At 66.6% G+C, this 20,344-nt stretch carries 14 protein-coding genes and 2 pseudogenes; 9 read left to right on the forward strand and 7 right to left on the reverse strand.

Features of this window, described 5'->3' with window-relative positions:
- Positions 1–14 precede the first annotated feature (14 nt).
- Positions 15–704, reverse strand: coding sequence for a class I SAM-dependent methyltransferase (locus tag ACTPOI_RS11925; RefSeq protein ID WP_440109042.1), 690 nt, complete (start codon positions 702–704; stop codon positions 15–17).
- A 247-nt stretch (positions 705–951) separates the two neighbouring features.
- Here ACTPOI_RS11925 and ACTPOI_RS11930 point away from each other — a divergent pair, with 247 nt between their 5' ends.
- Together ACTPOI_RS11930 and ACTPOI_RS11935 are read left to right on the forward strand one after the other, a co-directional pair.
- The gene (locus ACTPOI_RS11930; RefSeq protein ID WP_440109044.1) at positions 952–1,941 is read left to right on the forward strand and encodes a DUF808 domain-containing protein; all 990 of its coding nucleotides are present in this window, start codon (positions 952–954) and stop codon (positions 1,939–1,941) included.
- A 125-nt stretch (positions 1,942–2,066) separates the two neighbouring features.
- A complete protein-coding gene (locus ACTPOI_RS11935) occupies positions 2,067–2,675 on the forward strand; it encodes an OmpW/AlkL family protein (protein WP_440109046.1) in 609 nt (202 codons plus the stop codon).
- A 110-nt stretch (positions 2,676–2,785) separates the two neighbouring features.
- Here ACTPOI_RS11935 and ACTPOI_RS11940 read toward each other — a convergent pair whose 3' ends face one another.
- The gene (locus ACTPOI_RS11940) at positions 2,786–3,796 is read right to left on the reverse strand and encodes a metal-dependent hydrolase (RefSeq protein ID WP_440109048.1); all 1,011 of its coding nucleotides are present in this window, start codon (positions 3,794–3,796) and stop codon (positions 2,786–2,788) included.
- A 355-nt stretch (positions 3,797–4,151) separates the two neighbouring features.
- Here ACTPOI_RS11940 and egtD point away from each other — a divergent pair, with 355 nt between their 5' ends.
- Together egtD and egtB are read left to right on the forward strand one after the other, a co-directional pair.
- Positions 4,152–5,069, forward strand: a complete 918-nt coding sequence (gene egtD / locus ACTPOI_RS11945) for an L-histidine N(alpha)-methyltransferase (RefSeq protein WP_440109469.1) — start codon at positions 4,152–4,154, stop codon at positions 5,067–5,069.
- Between the two features lie 22 nt (positions 5,070–5,091).
- Positions 5,092–6,336, forward strand: a complete 1,245-nt coding sequence (egtB, locus tag ACTPOI_RS11950; protein ID WP_440109050.1) for an ergothioneine biosynthesis protein EgtB — start codon at positions 5,092–5,094, stop codon at positions 6,334–6,336.
- Between the two features lie 105 nt (positions 6,337–6,441).
- On the opposite strand, the pseudogene ACTPOI_RS11955 reads toward egtB, so the two are convergent.
- Together ACTPOI_RS11955 and ACTPOI_RS11960 are read right to left on the reverse strand one after the other, a co-directional pair.
- Positions 6,442–7,174: pseudogene (locus tag ACTPOI_RS11955) on the reverse strand (PLP-dependent transferase); the annotation flags it as partial.
- Positions 7,175–7,445: 271 nt separating this feature from the next.
- A pseudogene (locus ACTPOI_RS11960) lies at positions 7,446–7,991 on the reverse strand (aminotransferase class I/II-fold pyridoxal phosphate-dependent enzyme); the annotation flags it as partial.
- A 242-nt stretch (positions 7,992–8,233) separates the two neighbouring features.
- Here ACTPOI_RS11960 and ACTPOI_RS11965 point away from each other — a divergent pair.
- The gene (locus tag ACTPOI_RS11965) at positions 8,234–10,630 is read left to right on the forward strand and encodes an ATP-binding protein (protein WP_440109052.1); all 2,397 of its coding nucleotides are present in this window, start codon (positions 8,234–8,236) and stop codon (positions 10,628–10,630) included.
- A gap of 17 nt (positions 10,631–10,647) precedes the next feature.
- On the opposite strand, the gene ACTPOI_RS11970 is transcribed toward ACTPOI_RS11965, so the two are convergent.
- Positions 10,648–13,320, reverse strand: coding sequence for a cation-translocating P-type ATPase (locus ACTPOI_RS11970; protein WP_440109054.1), 2,673 nt, complete (start codon positions 13,318–13,320; stop codon positions 10,648–10,650).
- 36 nt (positions 13,321–13,356) lie between these two features.
- On the reverse strand, positions 13,357–15,360 hold the full coding sequence (locus ACTPOI_RS11975; protein ID WP_440109056.1) for a peptidase U32 family protein: 2,004 nt from the start codon (positions 15,358–15,360) through the stop codon (positions 13,357–13,359).
- 285 nt (positions 15,361–15,645) lie between these two features.
- Between ACTPOI_RS11975 and ACTPOI_RS11980 the strand changes: the two genes are divergently transcribed.
- From ACTPOI_RS11980 to ACTPOI_RS11995, 4 genes are all read left to right on the forward strand, one after another.
- Positions 15,646–16,752: a branched-chain amino acid ABC transporter substrate-binding protein gene (locus ACTPOI_RS11980; RefSeq protein WP_440109471.1), complete on the forward strand. Its 1,107-nt coding sequence runs from the start codon at positions 15,646–15,648 to the stop codon at positions 16,750–16,752.
- 117 nt (positions 16,753–16,869) lie between these two features.
- On the forward strand, positions 16,870–17,121 hold the full coding sequence (locus tag ACTPOI_RS11985; protein WP_440109058.1) for a hypothetical protein: 252 nt from the start codon (positions 16,870–16,872) through the stop codon (positions 17,119–17,121).
- A gap of 58 nt (positions 17,122–17,179) precedes the next feature.
- Positions 17,180–18,580: a tRNA adenosine(34) deaminase TadA gene (tadA, locus tag ACTPOI_RS11990; RefSeq protein ID WP_440109060.1), complete on the forward strand. Its 1,401-nt coding sequence runs from the start codon at positions 17,180–17,182 to the stop codon at positions 18,578–18,580.
- 98 nt (positions 18,581–18,678) lie between these two features.
- Positions 18,679–19,662, forward strand: coding sequence for an LD-carboxypeptidase (locus ACTPOI_RS11995; RefSeq protein ID WP_440109062.1), 984 nt, complete (start codon positions 18,679–18,681; stop codon positions 19,660–19,662).
- Positions 19,663–19,754: 92 nt separating this feature from the next.
- On the opposite strand, the gene ACTPOI_RS12000 is transcribed toward ACTPOI_RS11995, so the two are convergent.
- The gene (locus ACTPOI_RS12000) at positions 19,755–20,132 is read right to left on the reverse strand and encodes a hypothetical protein (RefSeq protein ID WP_440109064.1); all 378 of its coding nucleotides are present in this window, start codon (positions 20,130–20,132) and stop codon (positions 19,755–19,757) included.
- Positions 20,133–20,344: the final 212 nt, after the last annotated feature.

The following is a 20,344-nucleotide window of genomic DNA, read 5'->3' on the forward strand; positions in this document are numbered from 1 at the left end:
GTCAGAGTCCTTGTTCAGGCCCCCGCTGCAGTGCGCTGGTACACCAGCAGCCGCCCCTTGTACGCGGGCACATCGGCCAGGGCAGGGTGGTCCAGGCGTTCTTCCACCACCTCGAAGTGCAACGCGGCCATCTGCTTGCTGAAGGCAGAGCGGTTGCCGCGGTCGGGGTCCACGATCCAGATCTGGGCGCTTTCGGTGGCGTGGCGGTCGAGGAACTGGGCCAAGCTGGCCCGCGCGTCGCGTTCGTACAGCACGTCGCTGCCCATGATCAGGTCGAACCGGCCCTGCACATCGGCAGCGGTGGCAGTGCTCTCGGCGCCCCATTGCCCGGTGCGGTACTTGAGCGGCAGCATGCCGTTGAGCCGCAGGTTCTCCACCAGAAAGTCTGCCGCCAGCGGGTGGCAGTCGCTCGCGGTCACGTCCACACCGCGGCGGTGGCACACCAGGCTGGCCAGGGCCAGGCCGCAGCCTATTTCCAGCACCCGCTCACCCGCGTTCAATGGGCGCGTTGCCATGCGCTGCGCGAGCTGCGAGCCCGAGGGCCACAGCAGCCCGAACAGCGGCCACGTGGCCGACGAGATGCCCAGCGCCTCGGCGGTGCCCAGGGGGTCGGAGAACTGCTGTCGGTCTAGCAGGGACCGGATGATGAGGTCTGCAGCGCCGGGGATGGCGATGTCTTCTTGCTTGGTGAGGTAGCCGGGCATGTAAAGGCGTAGAGCCAGGGCGCCGGCGGAAAGCGTCTGCGAGACGGCGGGTCCACGGGTGCTCGCTGGACCCCCGCGGGGATGGTGAGGCCTTGAGTATGCGCCCCGCGGCGTTGCACTCACGGCAATGCCCCCCCAGTCCGTCAAAGTCTGTCCCGCTGGCACGCGGACCCGCCTTCGTCTGACGGCGCTACGACAGCGGCGTTGCTATAGTCGCGCCTCCCCCCCCCCACCTCAAGGAATTCTCATGGCCGCTGGCAGCCTGCTTGCCCTGTTGGACGATATCGCCACCATTCTGGATGACGTCGCCCTGATGACCAAGGTGGCGGCCAAGAAGAGCGCGGCCATGGCGGACGATGTGTCCGTGATGACCAAGGTGGCGGCGCAAAAAACTGCCGGCGTGCTGGGCGACGACCTGGCGCTCAACGCCCAGCAGGTCACCGGCGTGCGGGCAGAGCGTGAGATTCCCGTGGTGTGGGCGGTGGCCAAAGGCTCGTTCATCAACAAGGTCATTCTGGTGCCGGCTGCGTTGCTGATCAGCGCGTTTGCGCCCTGGGCCGTCACCCCGTTGCTGATGGTGGGCGGCGCCTTTCTGTGCTTTGAGGGCTTCGAGAAGGTGGCCCACAAGCTGATGCACGCGCCACATGAGGATGAGGCCGAGCACGAAAGCCGTGCGCGAGCCAACGCCAACCCTGCGGTGGATCTGGTGGCGATGGAAAAGGACAAGATCAAGGGCGCCGTGCGCACCGACTTCATCCTGTCGGCCGAGATCATCGCCATCACGCTGGGCACGGTGGCAACTGCGCCGTTCGCGCAACAGGTCGCCGTGCTCTCGGGCATCGCCCTCATCATGACCATCGGCGTATACGGCCTGGTGGCGGGCATCGTCAAGCTCGATGACCTGGGCCTGTGGCTCACGGGCAAGGCCAGCACCGTAGCGCGGGCCGTTGGCGCGGGCATCCTTCGCGCCGCACCCTGGCTGATGAAGGGGCTGTCGATCGCGGGTACAGCGGCCATGTTCCTAGTGGGGGGCGGCATTCTGGTGCATGGCGTGCCTGCGCTGCACCACGCGGTGGAGGCTGCGGGCAATGCTGCATCTGCCTGGCCCGTGGGCTGGTTGTGGCATGTGCTGGTGCCCAACCTGCTGAACGCGGTGGTGGGCATCGTGGCGGGTGGCCTGGTGCTGGCAGGGGTGTTGCTGATCAAGCGCATCCGTGGCAAATCTGCCTCGCAATGAGGTCGTGCACCTGAAAACCAAGGGTAAACGCTAATGCCTTGAGGTAGGGCAAGGTCGTCCGGGTGATGCGGCGCTTCAATGCGTGTACGGGGGTCGTCCCCGTCCAACTGATGCGAATAATCACCATGAAGAAAAATCTGCTGGCTGTAGCCGTTCTGTGTGCCCTGTCGTCTGGCGCTGCCTTGGCCCAACAGGCCGAAGGCCCCTGGATGGTCCGTGCACGTGCCGTGCACCTGGATAGCGCCAACAAGGATTCCACGGGCCTCGGCTTGTCGGTCAACGACAAGACCATGCCTGAAGTCGACATCACGTACTTCTTCAACAAGAACATCGCCGCCGAACTGGTCCTGACCGTTCCCCAAAAGCACACCATCAGCTCCGGCGCCACCGGTATCGGCTCGCTCAAGCACCTGCCGCCCACGCTGCTACTGCAGTACCACTTTGATGCTCCCGGCTTCAAGCCGTACGTGGGTGCAGGCCTGAACTACACGCGTTTTTCCAGCGTGCGTTTTGATCCCGCCGTGGCCGCAGCGCTGAACCCCAGCATCGACAAGAACAGCTTTGGCGCAGCGCTGCAAGTGGGCGTGGACATCCCGCTGGCCAAGAACCTGTACCTGAACGTGGACGTCAAGAAGGTCTTCATCAAGACCGATGTGTATTCGTTCGGCGCCAAGGCCGGCACCTTCAAGGTCGACCCCGTTCTGGTGGGCGTGGGTCTGGGCTGGCGCTTCTAAGCCGCGGGCCCTGTCCCGCTGCGAGAACCTACCAAGGCAAAAGGCCGGCGCATGCGCCGGCCTTTTTTGTTGCGGAGCCAGTCACCGCCTTGTGTAGTTCCCCGGCAAGATCACGCGGGCTTCAGCACGACATCATTGCCCCACATGCGCTTCCACAGCCAGGGCAGGGCGGTGGCAAGGTCCGGGCGCTGCCATTGCTGGGTGGCCGGCTGGTTGCCCGTGGCCATCTGCGCGGGCGTGCCCAGGTTGAAGTGAAAGCTGTAGGCGGGTTCGCTGCCCATGCGCAGATCGGTGATGAAGACCTGGCCGTCTGCTTCGCTCATCTTGAAGAAGCCGTGGCTGAATCGCGCGATGCGGTCCGCCAGCGGGTAGCCGCCGTGCTGCGCATACAGCCTTGCTCCGCGGTCGTGGCGCGTCCAGCGCACTGGGCGCATACCGTCCAGCAGCGACGCATAGCCTTCGTAGTAGTGCGTGGGCGTGACCACCACCGATCGCCACAGCAGGGTGTTGAAGGGCGCGGGTGTCACCAGCACCTGTGCAGCGGTCAGTCCTGGCTCTGGCGCCGAGGCCATGAACTTGCCCGTCGCCTGCTGCTGCGCCACCACGCTCCATCCCAGGTACGCCGTGCTCAGCACCAGACCCCAGCGCGCCCACGCGAGGCCGCGGTGGCTGCGCAGGCACAGTGCGGCCACCACGCCCGCCAGCAGCGGCAGCGTGTACAGCGGGTCGATGATGAACATGCTGCCCACGCCATACGGGAAGGCGGTAAACGGGATCAGCAGTTGCGTGCCATACACCGTCATCCAGTCGAGCAGCGGGTGCGTGACCAGCGCCAGCCACAGCGCCAGCCACCAGCGCGTGCGCAGGTCGGGCTCACCGTGGATGCGTGCCACCAGCCATACCAGCGGCAGCGAAAGCAGCGTGAGGTACAGCAGCGAGTGGCTGGCGGCCCGGTGCAGCACCATGTTCAGGATGGCGTCGCCGTGGTCGTACAGCGCGTCCAGATCGGGCAGCGTTCCCGCCACACCACCCCACAGCACGGCTTTCCATGCGGCGGTGCGCCGCCCCATGGTGGCCACGACGACGGATGCGCCCAATACCAGCTGGCTGACAGAATCCATGGAGGTGCAGGTGTTGATGAAGGGACAGGAAAGGGCAGCAGTCACGGGTGCCGGGACGGCTGCGGCAATGGAGTGTGCCGCAGCACCCGGCCGCAAGCGCACGCCGTGCCCGATACCTGATGGTCTGCCCGGGTAAGCCATGGCCCGGTGTTGCAGCCCCGAAGGGCCATTCGGATTTGACCTACACACCCTGACCGCGGCTGCCCCCACAATGCCCCAACGGTGCGCGCGCCCTGGGCGGGGCACCGGTTGCAGCGGGCACCGCCGGAGAACGGCGGGCGCACCGTGCGGAGGCCATGTGGCTCCCGCGTTCCTTGACGACGGTGCAGCCTGGCTGCCCGAGATGTTTACACCCATGCCCGACCACGGTTACGACGATATCAAGCACGGGCTGCGCCAGACCCCTGCAAGCATCTCCCCCAAGTATTTCTACGACCAGCGCGGCTCGGCCCTGTTCGAAGCCATCACCCGGCTGCCCGAGTACTACCCCACCCGCACCGAAAACGCCCTCATGCAACAGCATGCCGGCGCCATTGCCCAGGCCGTGGGGCGGGGCGGCACGCTCATCGAGCTGGGCGCGGGCAACTGCCAGAAGGCGCGCGCCCTGTGCAGGCTGATCCAGCCGGCGGGGTTTGTGGGCGTGGACATTTCGGCCGACTACCTGCGCGATGCGGTGCAGGGGTTGCGCCGCGACTTCCCTGGCCTGGACGCGCGGGCCCTGGGGGCCGACATCACGCAGCCTGTGCGACTGCCCGCAGACGTGCCGCAGAGCGGGCGGCTGGTGTTCTACCCTGGTTCCTCGATTGGCAACTTCGACCCGCCCCATGCGCTGCAGCTGCTGGCGCAGATGCGTGAGCTGGCGGGCGACGACGGCGGCCTGCTGATCGGCATCGACCTGCCCAAGGACATCGCCGTGCTCGAAGCCGCGTACGACGATGCAGCGGGGGTCACGGCCGAGTTCAACCGCAACGCGCTCACGCACCTCAACCGCCTGATTGGCAGCGACTTCGACGTACAGCAATGGCAGCACCGGGCGTTCTTCAACACCGATGACTCGCGCATCGAGATGCACCTGGAGGCGAGCGTTCCTGTGCGGGTACGCTGGGCGGGTGGCGAGCGCCGTTTCGAGCGTGGCGAGCGCATCCACACGGAAAACAGCTACAAGTACGCCTTGCCGGTATTCACCGACATGCTGGCGCGTGCCGGTTTCTCGCGCGCGCAGGCCTGGACAGATGAACGCGGGTGGTTTGCAATGGTCCATGCTCAGCCCTGAGCCAAAGCTAGGCCACGACTCCATGAACGCACCCCTGACCACCAACTTGCCGGCAACACAGCTGCAAGAGCCTGCACTGCCACTGGCCGCGCGCTACGCCGCCACCCGCCAGCGTTCGCAGGCACTCATTGCCCCCCTGTCTGCCGAGGATTGCAGTGCGCAGTCGATGCCCGACGCCAGCCCGGCCAAATGGCACCTGGCGCACACCACCTGGTTCTTCGAGACCTTTGTGCTGGAGCCGAACGAGCCGGGTTTTGCGCCGTTCAACCCTGCCTTCCGGGTGCTGTTCAACTCGTACTACAACGGCGTGGGTGCCCGGCACCCGCGGCCCCAGCGCGGCCTGCTCACGCGGCCGGAGCTGGCCGAAGTGCTGGCCTACCGTGCCGATGTGGATGCACGCATGGAGCAGCTGCTGCCCACGCTGGCCGCAACGCCGGGCCTGGCGGCCCTGGTGGAACTGGGTCTGCAGCACGAGCAGCAGCACCAGGAGCTGTTGCTCACCGACATCAAGCACCTGCTTGCGTGCAACCCGCTCTACCCTCCTTACGCGGCCATGGCGCCGGATACACCGCTGCCCGCTACCCGCGCGCGCGCATGGCTGCGGTGGGAGGGCGGGCTGTGCAACATCGGCCACGAGGGAGCAGGCTTTGCGTTCGACAACGAAACCCCGCGCCACCGCGTGTACCTGCAGCCGTTTGAGCTGGCGTCCCGACTCGTGACCAACGCCGAATTTGCCGCGTTTGTGGACAGCGGCGGCTATGCCGACCCGGCGCTGTGGCTGGCCGAGGGCTGGGACTGGCGCGCTGCCCAGCAGATTGCGCAACCCGTGTACTGGCATCGGGACGCGGCAGGGGGCTGGAGCGTCTTCACGCTTGGCGGGCTGCAGCCACTGCACGGCGACGCGCCCGCGCTGCACATCTCGTACTACGAGGCCGACGCCTTTGCGCGCTGGGCTGGCGCCCGCCTGCCGACCGAGGCCGAGTGGGAGCATGCTGCGCAGACCGCGCCTGCCCATGGCCACACGCTAGAGCAGCTGTTTGATGTGGCCTGGCAGTGGACTCAGTCCAGCTACGCGGCCTACCCCGGCTTTCGCACGGCCGAGGGCGCGGTGGGCGAATACAACGGCAAGTTCATGGTCAACCAGTATGTGCTGCGCGGCAGCTCGTGCGCCACGCCGCCGGGCCATGCGCGCACCAGCTACCGCAACTTCTTTCCCGCCACGGCGCGCTGGCAGTTCACGGGGGTGCGGCTGGCGCGCGACGCCTGACCCGCGCCGCGTGCTGCCCGCCCTGCAACCTGTTTGCTATAAAAATAATAGCTATCAGGGCATATGAATCAGGCGCTAGAAGCCTAAAATGCTTGAAATTGACCCTCAGACCTGGTCCAGCGCGTTCGCCAGGTCGGCCTGCAGGTCGTCGATGTGCTCGATGCCCACCGACAGGCGCGCCATGCTTTCGCTCACACCGGCCTTGGCCAGCTCTTCGGGGTTGAGCTGGCGGTGCGTGGTCGACGCCGGGTGCGTGGCCAGCGACTTCGCATCGCCAATGTTGACCAGCCGTGTGAAGAACTGCAGCGCGTCCAGGAACCGCGCCCCGGCCGCACGCGGGTCGGCGTCGCTGCTTTTCAGGCCAAAGCTCAGGATGCCCGAGGCCTTGCCGCCCAACTGGCGCTGTACCAGCGCGTGGTCGGGGTGGTCGGGCAGACCGGCGTAGCGCACCCATTCCACCTTGGGGTGCTTTTGCAGGTAGTGGGCAATGGCCAGCGTGTTGTTGCAGATGCGGTCCATGCGCAGCGCCAGCGTCTCGATGCCTTGCAGGATCAGGAACGCGTTGAGCGGCGCCAGCGCCGCGCCGGTGTTGCGCAGCGGCACCACGCGTGCACGGCCGATGAAGGCGGCGGGCCGAGCGCCTCGGTGTAGACCACGCCGTGGTAGCTCACGTCGGGCTCATTCAGGCGCTTGAAACGTTCCTTGTGCTCGGCCCACGGAAACTGCCGCTGTCCACAATCGCGCCGCCCACGCTGTTGCCGTGGTCGCCCAGGTACTTGGTGAGTGAGTGCACCACGATGTCGGCGCCATGCTCGATGGGGCGCAGCAAGAAACCTGATTACGGCCTATCCGGGGTCGCGCAAGTGTCTTGCCGGGATGGGGTGCTAGGCGCGGTGCGCAGTGGATAGCCAGGCTATCCGCAAGCGCCGCAACGCCGCAGACCGCCCGGCAAGGCACTTGCCCGAAGGGTTGGGGCGAAATCGGGCGATTGGACGCCCCGGCTGCTTGCATGGGCATGAGCCCATGCGGCGCATCCGAAGCATCCACTCATCCCGATTGCGCTTCAACGCGACCCCGGATAGGCCGAAATCAGGTTTCCGGGGGCTGGTCACGGTGTTGTCCACGATCAGTGGAATGCCGTGCGCATGGGCCACGTCGGCCAGCGCGCGGATGTCCGTCACGTTGCCCAGCGGGTTGCCGACCGACTCGACGAAGATCGCCTTGGTGCGCGCATCGATGTGCTGCGCAAAGCTGGCCCGGTCGCGCGGGTCGGCAAAGCGGGTGGTGATGCCCTGCTGCGGCAAGGTGTGGGCAAACAGGTTGTAGGTGCCGCCGTACAGGGTGCTTGCAGAAACGATGTTGTCGCCCGCCTCGGCAATGGTCTGGATGGCGTAGGTGATGGCCGCCATGCCCGATGCCACGGCGAGCGCGGCAATGCCGCCTTCCAGGGCCGCTACGCGCTTTTCCAGCACGTCGGTGGTCGGATTCATGATCCGCGTGTAGATGTTCCCTGGCACCTTCAGTTCGAACAGGTCCGCGCCGTGCTGGGCGCTGTCAAACGCGTAGGACACCGTCTGGTAGATGGGGACCGCCACCGCTTTGGTGGTGGGGTCGGCGCTGTAGCCGGCGTGAACGGCAAGGGTTTCGAGCTTCATGGGGGTCTTTCGGGGAGCGTGAACAGGGTTGCAGGGGCCAGGCCTGCGTGGGTGGGTTTCGGTGGATTCGTGCAGCGATCCGACGCGCTCTCAAAGACGCAATATCCATGTGCTTATGCACGCGCGATGGGCTCTTGTCGAAAAGAGTTTCCTTTATATGATTTATATGATATAAATGCTAATAATTGCGCAAGGCGTCCGCGTTTAAACAGTAATTTATCCCTGGGAAGCTATCGATAGCCATGGTCAATACCAGTGACAATGCGAAAAATGATCTTCCGGGGCGGGCGGGTGCGGGCGCACCTTCGGAAGTTCCGTCGCTGCTGGTGGGCTGGCGCACCCTGCGCCTGGTATGGCCGTTCCTGTTGACTGGCATGCTGCTCTGGGCGGTGGCTGCCGCCAGTTTTCACTTTCTGTCGGCCGGGCGGGCGTATGTGGGCGGCGAAAGTCTTTGGTCCAAGGGGCAAAAGGACGCCGTGCAGTGGTTGCACACCTATCACCGCGACTGCAGGCCCGAGAGCTTTGCGGCCTACCGTGCCGCCATGGACATCCCCATGGGCGACCGCATGGCGCGGCTCGAGCTGCTCAAGGACGAACCCGACCTGGACGCCATTCGCCGCGGCTTCCTGCAGGGCGGCAACCAGGCCGAAGACATACCGGGCATGGTCCGCCTCGTGCGGTACTTCGGCAATGTGGGGCTGATGCGTGAGGTGCTTGTCATTTGGGAGCGTGCCGAAGAACTCCTGCTGCAGATGGATTCGGTGGCACAGCGGCTGGATGCCATGGTGCAGGCCCGCTGCGACGACAGCCCGGAGAGGCAGCTCCTCATGGACGAGGTCATGCGCCTGAATGCTGCGCTCACTCCACTGCAGCAGCAGTTCTCGGACAAGCTGGGCGAGGCACACCGGTTCATGCAGCGGCTGCTGCTGGGTGTCATGGCCGCCACGGTGCTGGCGTTTTCCGGCATTGGCTTGGTGCTGGCCTGGGGCGGTGTACGCCGGAGCATCGGTTCCGAACAGTCGCTGGCGGACAGCGAGCAGCGGTACGAACTGGCCGTGGCGGGCAGCAACCAGGCGCTGTGGGATTACCGCTTCAAGTCGCGCCAGCTTTTTGTATCGGAGTCGCTGCCCCAGTGGCTGGGATACGAAGCGGAGCAGTTTGCAGCAGGCATTCCTGCGTTCGAGGCCTGCCTGCACCCTGAGGAGCGCGCGTCCGTGATGGATGCCATCTGGGTCCACACGCAGGCCGGGACCCCGTTCGAGATTGACTTCAGGCTGCGCAAGTTCGACGGCAGCTACCTGTGGGGCCATATGGCGGGCAGGGCGTTTCACGACGACAGGGGCAAGCCCACCCGGGTGGTGGGTTCTATTCGCGATGTGACCGAGCGGCGGGAGATGCAGCGCGCGATGAAAGCGGAGCTGCGCGTGCGACTGGTGGCAATCGCAAGCCTGCGCCAGACCCTGTCCGCCATGACCGAGGGCGACCCTGGCATGGCGGTGGCGCGCAGCCGGGATGACATGGCCGCGATCTCGGACGCCATCTCGACGCTGGCAACGCAGATGCGCCAGAGCAAGGAGCAGCTGGAAGCCGTGCTGGGCCTGAGCCCCGACGGATTCGCGTCGTTCGACGCACAGGGCCGTCTCGTGTACGTGAGCCCTGCGTTCACCGACCTGACTTCGCTCACACCGGCCGAAGTGATGGGCCTGGACGAACAGGCGTTTGCCCAGGTGATGGACCAGCGCTGCGCTGTGGGGCATCGCCTCGGATCACTGGAGGCCGTGGCAGATGCAGGGCGGGCCGGCCAGCGTTACCTGATCGAGCTGGCCGAACCGGTGCGGCGTGTGCTGGCGCTGCAATGGCGCGAAGGCCGCGGAACGCAGGTGCAGTCGGTGCTGTGCCTGCGCGACGTGACGCATGAGACCGAAGTGGAGCGCCTCAAGAGCGAATTCCTGACGACTGCTGCGCACGAGCTGCGCACACCCATGGCCAGCATCTTCGGCTTTGCCGAGCTGATGCACACCCGCGACATGCCGCCTGCCCGGCGCGCGCAGGCGCTGGAGGTGGTGTACCGCCAGGCGGGGGTCATGGTGAGCATCATCGACGACCTGCTGAATCTGGGCCGTCTGGAATCGAGCGAAGGCGCCGACATGGAGCGCCTTCCGCTGGATCTGGCCGAACTGGTGGCCGAGGTGCTTGCGGGCTTTCAGCCGCCGCAAGGACGCACTGCGCCGCAACTGCATGCTGCACCGGGCTGCCCTTCGCTGGTGGTGGGCGACCAGGCCCATCTGCGGCGCGTGCTGGTCAACCTGCTGACCAACGCCTACAAGTACTCGCCCGATGGCGGGGAAGTGACGGTGTCGCTGGCACCGGGCCCCGCGCCAGTTGCCCTGGACCCGGAACGCCCCGGCGTGTGGATGTCGGTACGCGACCAGGGCATCGGCCTGTCGCCCGAGCAACTGGCCCGTGTCGGCGAGCGCTTTTACCGGGCCGATGCTTCGGGCTCCATCCAGGGAACGGGTCTGGGGGTGAGCATCGTCAAGGAAATCGTGGCCCTGCACCAGGGGGCACTGGAGATCGACAGCGCCGTGGGCGAGGGGACCGAGGTGCGGGTGTTCCTGCCGCTGGCGCGCGCGGGTTGAGTGGGCGGGCCCCTGGCTCAGTCCGCTGCTGTGCGGTGCTTGCGCCAGGCCTTTTCCAGCTCTACCGCCACCCCCACGACCAGCGCCGCTGCCACGCACACGCCCAGCTCGGCCAGGGTCAGCGGTTCGGTCTTGAAGACCGGGTTCAGTGCGGGCACGTAGATGGTGGCCATCTGCAGGCAGAACGTGAGCACCACGGCGCCCAGCAAGGGCCGGTTGCTGAGCAGGCCGATGCGCCACAGGGGCTGCTGCTCCGAGCGGATGGCCATCACATGCACCATCTGCGCCAGCGTCAGCACCGTGAACACCATGGTCTGCCAGTGCTCGCGCCCGGTGTGCAGCGCCCAGGCCTGCACGGCCAGGCACAGCCCGCCAATGAGCAGGCCCACGCCCAGGATGTGCTGCCACATGCCATGCGCAAACAGGCTCTCCTGCGGGGCCCGCGGGGGGCGCTGCATGATGCCGGGCTCGGCCGGTTCTGCCGCAAGCGCCAGGCCGGGCAGGCCATCGGTGACCAGGTTGACCCACAGGATGTGGATGGGCTGCAGCGGAATGGGTAGCAGCAGCAGCGGGGCCAGAAAGATCGTCCAGATCTCGCCCGAGTTGCCGGTCATGGCGTAGCGCACGAACTTGCGGACGTTGTCGTAGATGCGGCGGCCTTCGCGCACGGCCGCCACGATGCTGGCGAAGTTGTCGTCCAGCAGCACCAGGCTGGAGGCCTCGCGCGCCACATCCGTGCCGCCCTTGCCCATGGCCACGCCGATGTCGGCGCGCTTCAGGGCCGGGGCGTCGTTCACGCCGTCGCCCGTCATCGCTACAAAGTGCCCCTGGGCCTGCAGTGCCTCGACGATGCGGATCTTCTGCGCCGGGTCCACGCGGGCATACACGCGCACGTGCTCCACCCGGGCCCGCAGGGCGGCGTCATCCATGGTGGTCAAGTCGGCGCCGGTCAGCACCGGTGCATCGGCCGCCTGCACGATGCCCAGGCGGTGGGCAATGGCGCGCGCGGTGGCCGGGTGGTCGCCGGTGATCATCACCGGCGTGATGCCTGCGCTGATGCAGTCGTGCACCGCCGCCTGCGCCTCGGCCCGGGGCGGGTCGATGAGCGCGATCAGGCCCAGCAGGTGCAGCTGGCTTTCCACCGCGTCGATGTCGTTGGTGTCTGGCAGGCGGGCGTGGTCGCGCCGGGCCAGCGCCAGCACGCGCAGCCCTTGCGTGGCCAGGCGGCTGGCGCTGGCCAGCACGGCATCGGCGTCCAGCGGCGCAGGTCCATCGGGTGTCCACTGGCGGGTGCAGCGCGGCAGCACGGATTCCGGCGCGCCCTTGGTGTAGGCCACCAGGCCGGGGTGCGCCCCGTGGGCCACCTGGTGGAAGGTGGTCATGCGCTTGCGGTCCGAGTCGAACGGCTGCTCCTGCACGCGCGCGCAGGCGGCCTCCAGCGCGGTCTTGTAGAGGCCGCCCGCGTGTGCGGCTAGCACCAGCGCAGTCTCAGTCGGGTCGCCCTGCCAGCCGGTGTCAGGCGTTGCCGTACCTGGCTCGCGGCTGGCGCCCGAGGCTGCCGTGGCGTCGTTGCACAGCGCTGCGGCGCGCAGCGCCTCGGCATGCACGGGGCCGGGCAGCGCGTCGCCGGGCACCCAGCGCTGGCCGTTTGCCAGCAGCAGCTCGGCATGCATGCGGTTTTGCGTGAGGGTGCCGGTCTTGTCCGAGCAGATGGTGGTGACCGAGCCCAGCGTTTCCACCGACGGCAGGCGCCGCACCAGCGCGTTCACCGCCACCATGCGCCGCGCACCCAGCGCCAGCAGCACCGTGACCACCGCGGGAAGGGCCTCGGGGATGGCGGCCACGGCCAGGCTGATGGCCGTGAGCGCCATCAGCAGCGGTGCCTCGCCGCGCAGCACGCCCACCACGAAGATGACAGCGCAGATGCCCAGCACCGCCAGGGCCAGGCGCTTGCCAAAGGCCGCCAGCCGCAACTGCAGGGGCGTGCTGCGCTCGTCGGTATCCAGCAGCGTGGCGACCTTGCCCAGCTCGGTGCGCATGCCGGTGGCCACCACCACACCGCGTGCCCGGCCGTGCGTGGCGGTGGTGCCCTTGAAGGCCATGTTGGTGCGGTCGCCCAGGGCGCCCACGTCTTCGGCTGCCAGGGCCTCTGTTTGTTTGGCTACGGTGATGGATTCGCCCGTGAGGGCTGACTCGTCCACCTGCAGCTGCGCAATCTCGATCAGCCGCAGGTCGGCCGGAATCTGGTTTCCGGCCTCCAGCAGCACGATGTCGCCCGGCACCAGCGCGCTGGCCGGCAGCACCTGCACCACACCGCTGCGCAGCACGGTAGCGTGCGCTGCCGCCAGCTGGCGCAGGGCGGCCATGGCTTGGTCTGCGCGCCAGGCTTGCACAAAGCCGATGACGGCGTTGAGCACCACGATGACGAGGATCACCAGCGTGTCGGTGACTTCCCCCACCAGCCCTGCGATGGCGGCTGCTCCCAGCAGCACCAGCACCATGAAGTCCTTGAACTGGTCGGCCAGAAGCTGCCACCAGCGGCGGACTTGTCCGGTTGCCAGCTCATTGGCGCCGTGGGTGGCACTGCGGCGCAGCGCCTCGTCGGCATGCAGCCCGACGTCAGGCGCGACGCCGTGGGCCTGGGCGACGGCTTCGGGGGGGTGGAGGTGGGGAGCGTTGGACGGGGGCATGCGGCGGGCGAAACGATGCGGCCGCACGCCGGTGCGTCAGTGCGCGTTTTGCGGCCGGGCCTTGTAGAAGGTCAGCGGGATGTCTTTGGCCTGGTTCAGCACCTGGCGCTTGATCTTGCCCACCACATGCATTTCACAGGGCTTGCAGTCAAAGCGCAAGGTCAGCTTTTCCTTGCCGTTGATCAGCATCAAGGGTTCGGCCTTGATCGTGCCCTGCACACCGGTGACGCCTTTGGCCTGTTTGGGGCACAGACTCATCGAAAAGCGCACGCAGTGCTTGGTGATCATCAGGCTGACTTCGCCTTCTTCCTCGTGCGCCTCGTAGGCTGCATCGATCACCTTCACGCCGTGGCGCACGTAGAAGTCATGGGCCTTGTGGTTGAACACATTGCCCAGGAAGGACAGTGTGTCTTCGGGGTAGGGCGCAGGCGGCTCCACCGGCGTGGCGTGCGGCAGGCGCGCAAAGTTGCGCGCGCGATTCGCTTCCAGGTCGGCCACGGCATCGCGGCGCAGGGCGTTGAGTACCGAGGCGGGCACAAACCACGGCTGCGATAGCTGCAGCGCAATGTCATGCACAGCAAAGACCGTCGCACCAAAACGGCCGAGCTGTTCACGCAGGCTGGCCTCAGCCTTGGCGGCATCAGTGGCGCTCTGGTGGGGCTGCTGCACTTCGGCACAGCCCACATTGCCGTCCTCGTCGGTCAGCATCAGGCTGAAGCCAGCAGGCGTTTCGCTCAAATGTGCCCACAGGCCGATGCGCCGGTCGCTGGATTTTTTCTCCAGCGTGCGCACCCAGTCCATGTCGCGGTTGCGGTTGATTTCGGTGCCCTTGCGCAGGTCCTTGAAGCCCTCCATCGGGTCTTTGGGGTACACGCGCCACTGGCCGACGCTGCGGGCCGAAACGGGCTCGGCCACGTTGATGGCCATGCCCACCAGCTCCTTGTGCAGGTCGTAGTAGCACAGGCCGTCGCCGTTGTGCAGCACGGTGGCGGGGTCGCTCACCTCCAGCTCGACAAAGTCGGGGCCGACCTTGGTGACCCAGCCGATGGCCTGGCCAGGGTTTTTGGGCGTGTCGAAGGCGCCGATGTCTTCCTTGCGGCCGGTCACGAAATAGTCGGTGAACTCGCGGTTGAAGTTCTGTAGCGGGTCGGGCGTGAAGGTGAACGTGGTGCGCCCGCTGGCCGAGCGCGAGAGCGGCCGGCCCTGGGCCTCGCGCTCCTCGATGATCTCGTCGAGCAGCGTGCGGTAGTGGGCGGTGATGTTCTTCACATAGCCCATGTCCTTGTAGCGGCCTTCGATCTTGAAGCTGCGCACACCCGCCTCGATGAGGGCGCGCAGGTTGTCGCTCTGGTTGTTGTCCTTCATGGAGAGCACGTGCTTGTCGTGCGCAATGAAGCGGCCCTGCGCGTCGGTGACCTGGTAGGGCAGGCGGCAGGCCTGGCTGCAATCGCCCCGGTTGGCGCTGCGGCCCGTCTGCGCATGGCTGATGTTGCACTGGCCGCTGTAGGCCACGCACAGCGCGCCGTGGATGAAGAACTCGATGTTGGCCCGGCCGGGTGCATCCACCGGGCCCAGCGCCTTGTGCACGGCTGCTATCTGCTGCACCGTCAGCTCGCGCGCCAGCACGATTTGCGACAGGCCGCAGTCCTGCAGAAAGCGGGCTTTTTCGGGCGTGCGGATATCGGTCTGGGTGCTGGCGTGCAGCTGGATGGGCGGCAGGTCGATTTCGAGCAGGCCCATGTCCTGGATGATGAGCGCGTCCGCTCCGGCTTCGTATACCTGCCAGGCCATTTGGCGCGCGGCCTCCAGCTCGTCGTCGCGCAGGATGGTGTTGAGCGTGATGAAGATGCGGCTGTTGAAGCGGTGCGCGTGCTTCACCAGGCGCTCGATGTCGCGGATGTCATTGCCCGCTCCGGCGCGGGCGCCAAAGGCCGGGCCGCCGATGTAGACGGCGTCAGCGCCGTGGTTGATGGCTTCAATGCCAATGTCTGCGTCGCGCGCGGGCGAAAGCAGTTCGAGCTGGTGGGGCAGGAGGGACATGGGGCGCGATTATCCCAGCGGCCCGCCGGTCAGGCTATCGGGCATCGCGGCTGCAGGAATAGCGGCACAGCAGTGCAGTTCTCTTTCATAAGCAAACGTAATGACAAATGCCAATTGCTAAGTTTGCATAGCATTTCCCGAATCAGGCCCCTGGCGTGACTACGATGCGGGCCTCGCTGCGGCCACCCATGGGCTTGCGGCGGCTACACACGCTTTCTGGAGAACCCCGTGCGCCTCGTGACCTCGCTTCGTATTTCCCGTTCTGCGGCCGCTGCCGCTGCTGCCGTGGCAGCCTGCTCGCTGCTGGCGACCCATGTGTTTGCGCAGGATGTGCAGACCGTCAAGATCGCCCACGCAGGCCCTGTCTCGGGCGGCATTGCCCACATCGGCAAGGACACCGAAAACGGGGTGCGCCTGGCCATTGACGACCTCAATGCCCAAGGCCTCGTGATCGGTGGCAGGAAGATTCGGTTCGAGATTGCGGCCGAAGACGACGCGGGCGACCCGCGCCAGGCCACCGCCGTGGCACAAAAGCTGTGCGACCAGAAGGTGGCGGGCGTGGTGGGCCACCTGCAGTCGGGCACGTCGATTCCCGCCTCTACCGTGTACGACCGCTGCGGCCTGCCACACATCACGGCGTCGGCGTCCAACCCCGACCTGACCAAGCCCGGCTACAAGACCTCGTTTCGGCTGATCGCCAACGACAACGCATTGGGCGCTGCGCTGGCGCTGTTTGCGGCCGACCACCTCAAGCTCAAGTCAGTGGCCATCATCGATGACCGCACTGCGTATGGCCAAGGCGTGGCCGCGGTGTTCAAGGCCACGGCGCTGCAAAAGGGACTGAAGGTGGTGGGCGAAGAGTTCACCAACGACAAGGCCACCGACTTCATGGCCATCCTCACGTCGCTCAAGAGCAAGAAGCCCGACGCGGTGTTCTACGGTGGTCTGGATGCGCAGGCCGGCCCCATGCTGCGCCAGATGGAGCAGCTGGGCCTGGGCGGCGTGAAGTTCTTTGGCGGCGACGCCCTGTGCACCGAAAAGCTGCCCGAGCTGTCGGGCAAGACGCCCGCGCTGCGCAACGTGACCTGCGCCACCGGTGGCGCATCGGTCGACAAGATGCAGGGCGGGGCTGACTGGAAGAAGCGCTACGACGCCAAGTTCCCCGGCCAGTTCCAGATCTACAGCCCGTACGCATATGACGCCGCCATGGTGCTGGCAGATGCGATGAAGCGCGCCAACTCGGTCGACCCCAAGGTCTTCACGCCCTTCATCGCCAGGGCCGACTACAAGGGCGTGACCGCCAACATCGCCTTCACTGCCAAGGGCGAGCTCACCACGCCCGCCGTAACGCTGTACACCTTCAAGGATGGCAGCCGTGTGGCGCTGAACTAAGCCGGAGCTTGCGTACCCGGCAAAACGGCCGCCGCGTGCGGCCGTTTTGCTTTGGGCGCAGGCGTACAGCGCTTCCCTTACAGTCGTGCCCTGTCGCTGCGGCAAGGAGCAAAAAGCATGCGTGGATTATTCGGATTGGTGGGGTTGGTCGTGGTGCTGGCCGTGGTGGGTCTGCTGGCCAAGCATCAGCTGTCGGCTGTGCGGGCCCCCGCGGTGGCGGTGCCCGGCGCCGCGGCCGTTACTGCCGACCCGGCTTCCGCCCCTGCCGGCAATGTGCGCGAGCAGAGCCGGCAGATGCAGGACCAGGTCCGCCAGCAGATGGAGGGGCTCATGCAGCAGGCCCGACCCATGCCGGACGGCGAAAAATGAATCAAATCGGCCCATAGCGCTTGATTTGATTGGCTGTATAGCTATATAAAAAATAGCAATGACCATCGACACCGATGTCCACTTCATGCAGCTTGCACTGGCCGAGGCCCAGGCGGCCGCGCGTGCGGGCGAGGTACCTGTAGGCGCCGTGGTGGTGCAGGGCGGCCAGGTCATTGCCACGGGGCGCAATGCACCTGTAGACGGCCACGACCCGACCGCCCATGCCGAGATCGTGGCCCTGCGGGCAGCGGCGCAGCGGCTGGGCAACTACCGGCTGGACGGCTGCACGCTGTACGTGACGCTGGAACCCTGCGCCATGTGCAGCGGTGCCATGCTGCACGCGCGGCTGGCGCGGGTGGTGTTTGGCGCGGCCGAGCCCAAGACGGGCGCTGCCGGATCGGTGCTCAACCTGTTTGCGCATGAACAGATCAACCACCAGACCGTGGTGCAGGGCGGCGTGCTGGCCGATGCGTGCTCTGCACTGCTCAGCGATTTTTTCCGGCAGCGGCGTCAGCAACAGCGCGCGCAGGCGCTGGCCAGCCACCCGCTGCGCGACGACGCGCTGCGCACACCCGATGCCGCCTTTGCCGGCCTGCCGGGCTACCCCTGGGCGCCGCGGTATGTGAGCGACCTGCCCAGCCTGGGCGGCCTGCGCATGCACTACCTGGACGAGGGCCCGCCAGATCCGATGACTGCGCCATGCACGTGGCTGTGCCTGCACGGCAACCCGGCGTGGAGCTATCTGTACCGCCGCATGCTGCCGGCTTTCATTGCCGCCGGTGACCGCGTGGTGGCGCCTGACCTGATCGGCTTTGGCAAAAGCGACAAGCCCAAGAAGGAGGCGACCCACCGCTTTGGATGGCACCGGCAAGTGTTGCTGGAGCTGGTGGAGCGCCTGGACCTGCAGCGCACAGTGCTGGTGGTGCAGGACTGGGGCGGCATCCTGGGGCTTACGCTCCCTATGGAGATGCCCCAGCGTTTTGAAGGCCTGCTGGTGATGAACACGCTGCTGGCCACGGGTGATGCGCCGCTGTCGCCCGGCTTCGTGCAGTGGCGCGCCATGTGCCGCGACAAGCCGCTGTACGGCGTGGGGCGGCTGTTCGGGCGGGGCAACCCGCATCTGTCGGAAGCGGAGTGCGCTGCATACGATGCGCCGTTCCCGGACCGCGGCTATCGCGCTGCACTGCGGGCGTTTCCCGAGCGGGTGCCTGCAGCGCAGGGCGACGACGGCGCAGCGGTATCGCGCACTGCGCGCGATTTCTGGCGCCACCAGTGGCACGGCCGCAGCCTGATGGTGGTGGGAGCGCAAGACCCGGTGCTCGGCCTGGCCACCATGCAGGCCCTGCGGGAGGACATCCGGGGCTGCCCCGAGCCCGTGGTGCTGCCTGCTGCGGGGCATTTTGTCCAGGAGCACGGCGAGGCTATCGCAGCCCGCGCTGTGGAATACTTCAGCCACTGAAACCCATCCCCCTGCTGCCTGCGCCCGCCTTACCGGCCGGGCCATTTCTGGCAGCAGCGCACCCTGTTTACGGAGCGGGCCACCATCGCCCGAGCGCCTTGCCACACGATCACGACACCTCCCAGTGCCACCACGACCACGGTCCCAAGCACATCTACATTTACTCGCCCTCCAGTGCCGTGCGCGACAAGGCCGCGTTTCGCCGTGGCATTGCGCGGCTCAAGGCGCTGGGCCATGAGGTCGAGGTAGACGCCGACGCCCTGGCCGTGCACACCCGCTTTGCGGGCGACGATGCCACGCGGCTGGCCGCCATTCACCGCGCAGCTGCCAGCGGTGCCGACGTTGCGCTGATCTCGCGCGGGGGTTATGGCCTGTCGCGCCTGCTGGGGGGTATCCGCTACAAGGCCGTGGCCAAGGCGGTCGAAAAGGGCACCCGTTTTGTGGGCGTGAGTGACTTCACCGCTTTTCAGCTGGCGCTGCTGGCGCAGACCGGTGCCACATCGTGGGCGGGGCCGTCACTAGGGGCCGATTTTGGCGTGGCCGGTGGCGAGCCAGACGACATCATGGAAGCCTGTTTCGATGACTTGCTCAGCGGCCACGGCGAAGGCTCGGGCTGGCGCATGCACCGCGAAAAGCCGCATGCCATCACCGGCAAGCCCGCGGTGCCCGATGTGTACGTGAAAAGCGCCACGCTGTGGGGCGGCAACCTGTCGGTGCTGGCCTCGCTGGTGGGCACGCCCTATCTGCCCGACGTGAAGGGCGGCGTGCTGTTTCTGGAGGATGTGCACGAGCATCCGTACCGCATCGAACGCATGCTCACCCAGTTGCTGCACGCCGGCGTGCTGGCACGGCAAAAGGCCGTGGTGCTGGGTCAGTTCACCCATTTCAAGCTGGCACCGCACGACAAGGGCTACAAGCTGCAGTCGGTGGTGGACTGGCTGCGCTCGCAGATCAAGGCTCCGGTGCTCACGAACCTGCCGTTTGGCCACGTGCCCACCAAGGTGCTGCTGCCGGTGGGCGCAACCGTGTCGCTCTCAGTGGAAGACCGCGATGCGCTGATCTATTGGGGCCATACGCATTAGTTCACCGGGGCACTGAGATCTGATTGCCAGACTGGCCGGGTATATCGCCCACGGGTACCGCGCCACGGCTGGTGCGGCAGAGGGTTCCCCGCTCAGGGCGCGGCGTGACGGGTGCGTTCCAGCGGGGGGCGCAGCGTAGTGGGCAATTGCCCCTGGAAAAGCGCGGTCACTTGCTCCAGCGTGGTACGCGCCGTGCATTCACCGCGCAGTGCAGTCAGCGTGCTGAGAAGATCATTGCGCAGGTACCACAGCGCTTCAATGTCGGCCGCGTAGCGCAAGCGGATGTTCATGCGTGCCACTTCGCAGCCGGTGCCGCCCGTCAGGCTGGTCAGCATGGCCTGGCGGATCCGTTCCAGACCCTGGTGGCGTACCCATGCGGTCGACGCTGGCTTGTCGCGGCCGAGCAGGTCGTCGATGGGAGTGCGGACGTTGGGCTTGTTCCAGCGCATGGGGGTTGGCTGTAACGCCATTGCAGTGCAGGGTCGGCCAAGGTACGCCCGGGCCTTGCTTTGCGCAAGAGTGTTGCTCCTCTTTTTGCACAAAGACAACACTGCCTGCGCCGGCTCCAAGGCGTTTTCGCCTCCTGCGCCGTACTCCTGCGCACCCTTTCGGCGTGCACGTCGAGACTGCATGGGCGCTCGTGCCCGCCCGCTGACTGCAGCCCGAAAGCTGGCTGGCCGCG

The sequence above is a fragment of the Acidovorax sp. BL-A-41-H1 genome, assembly GCF_051942715.1.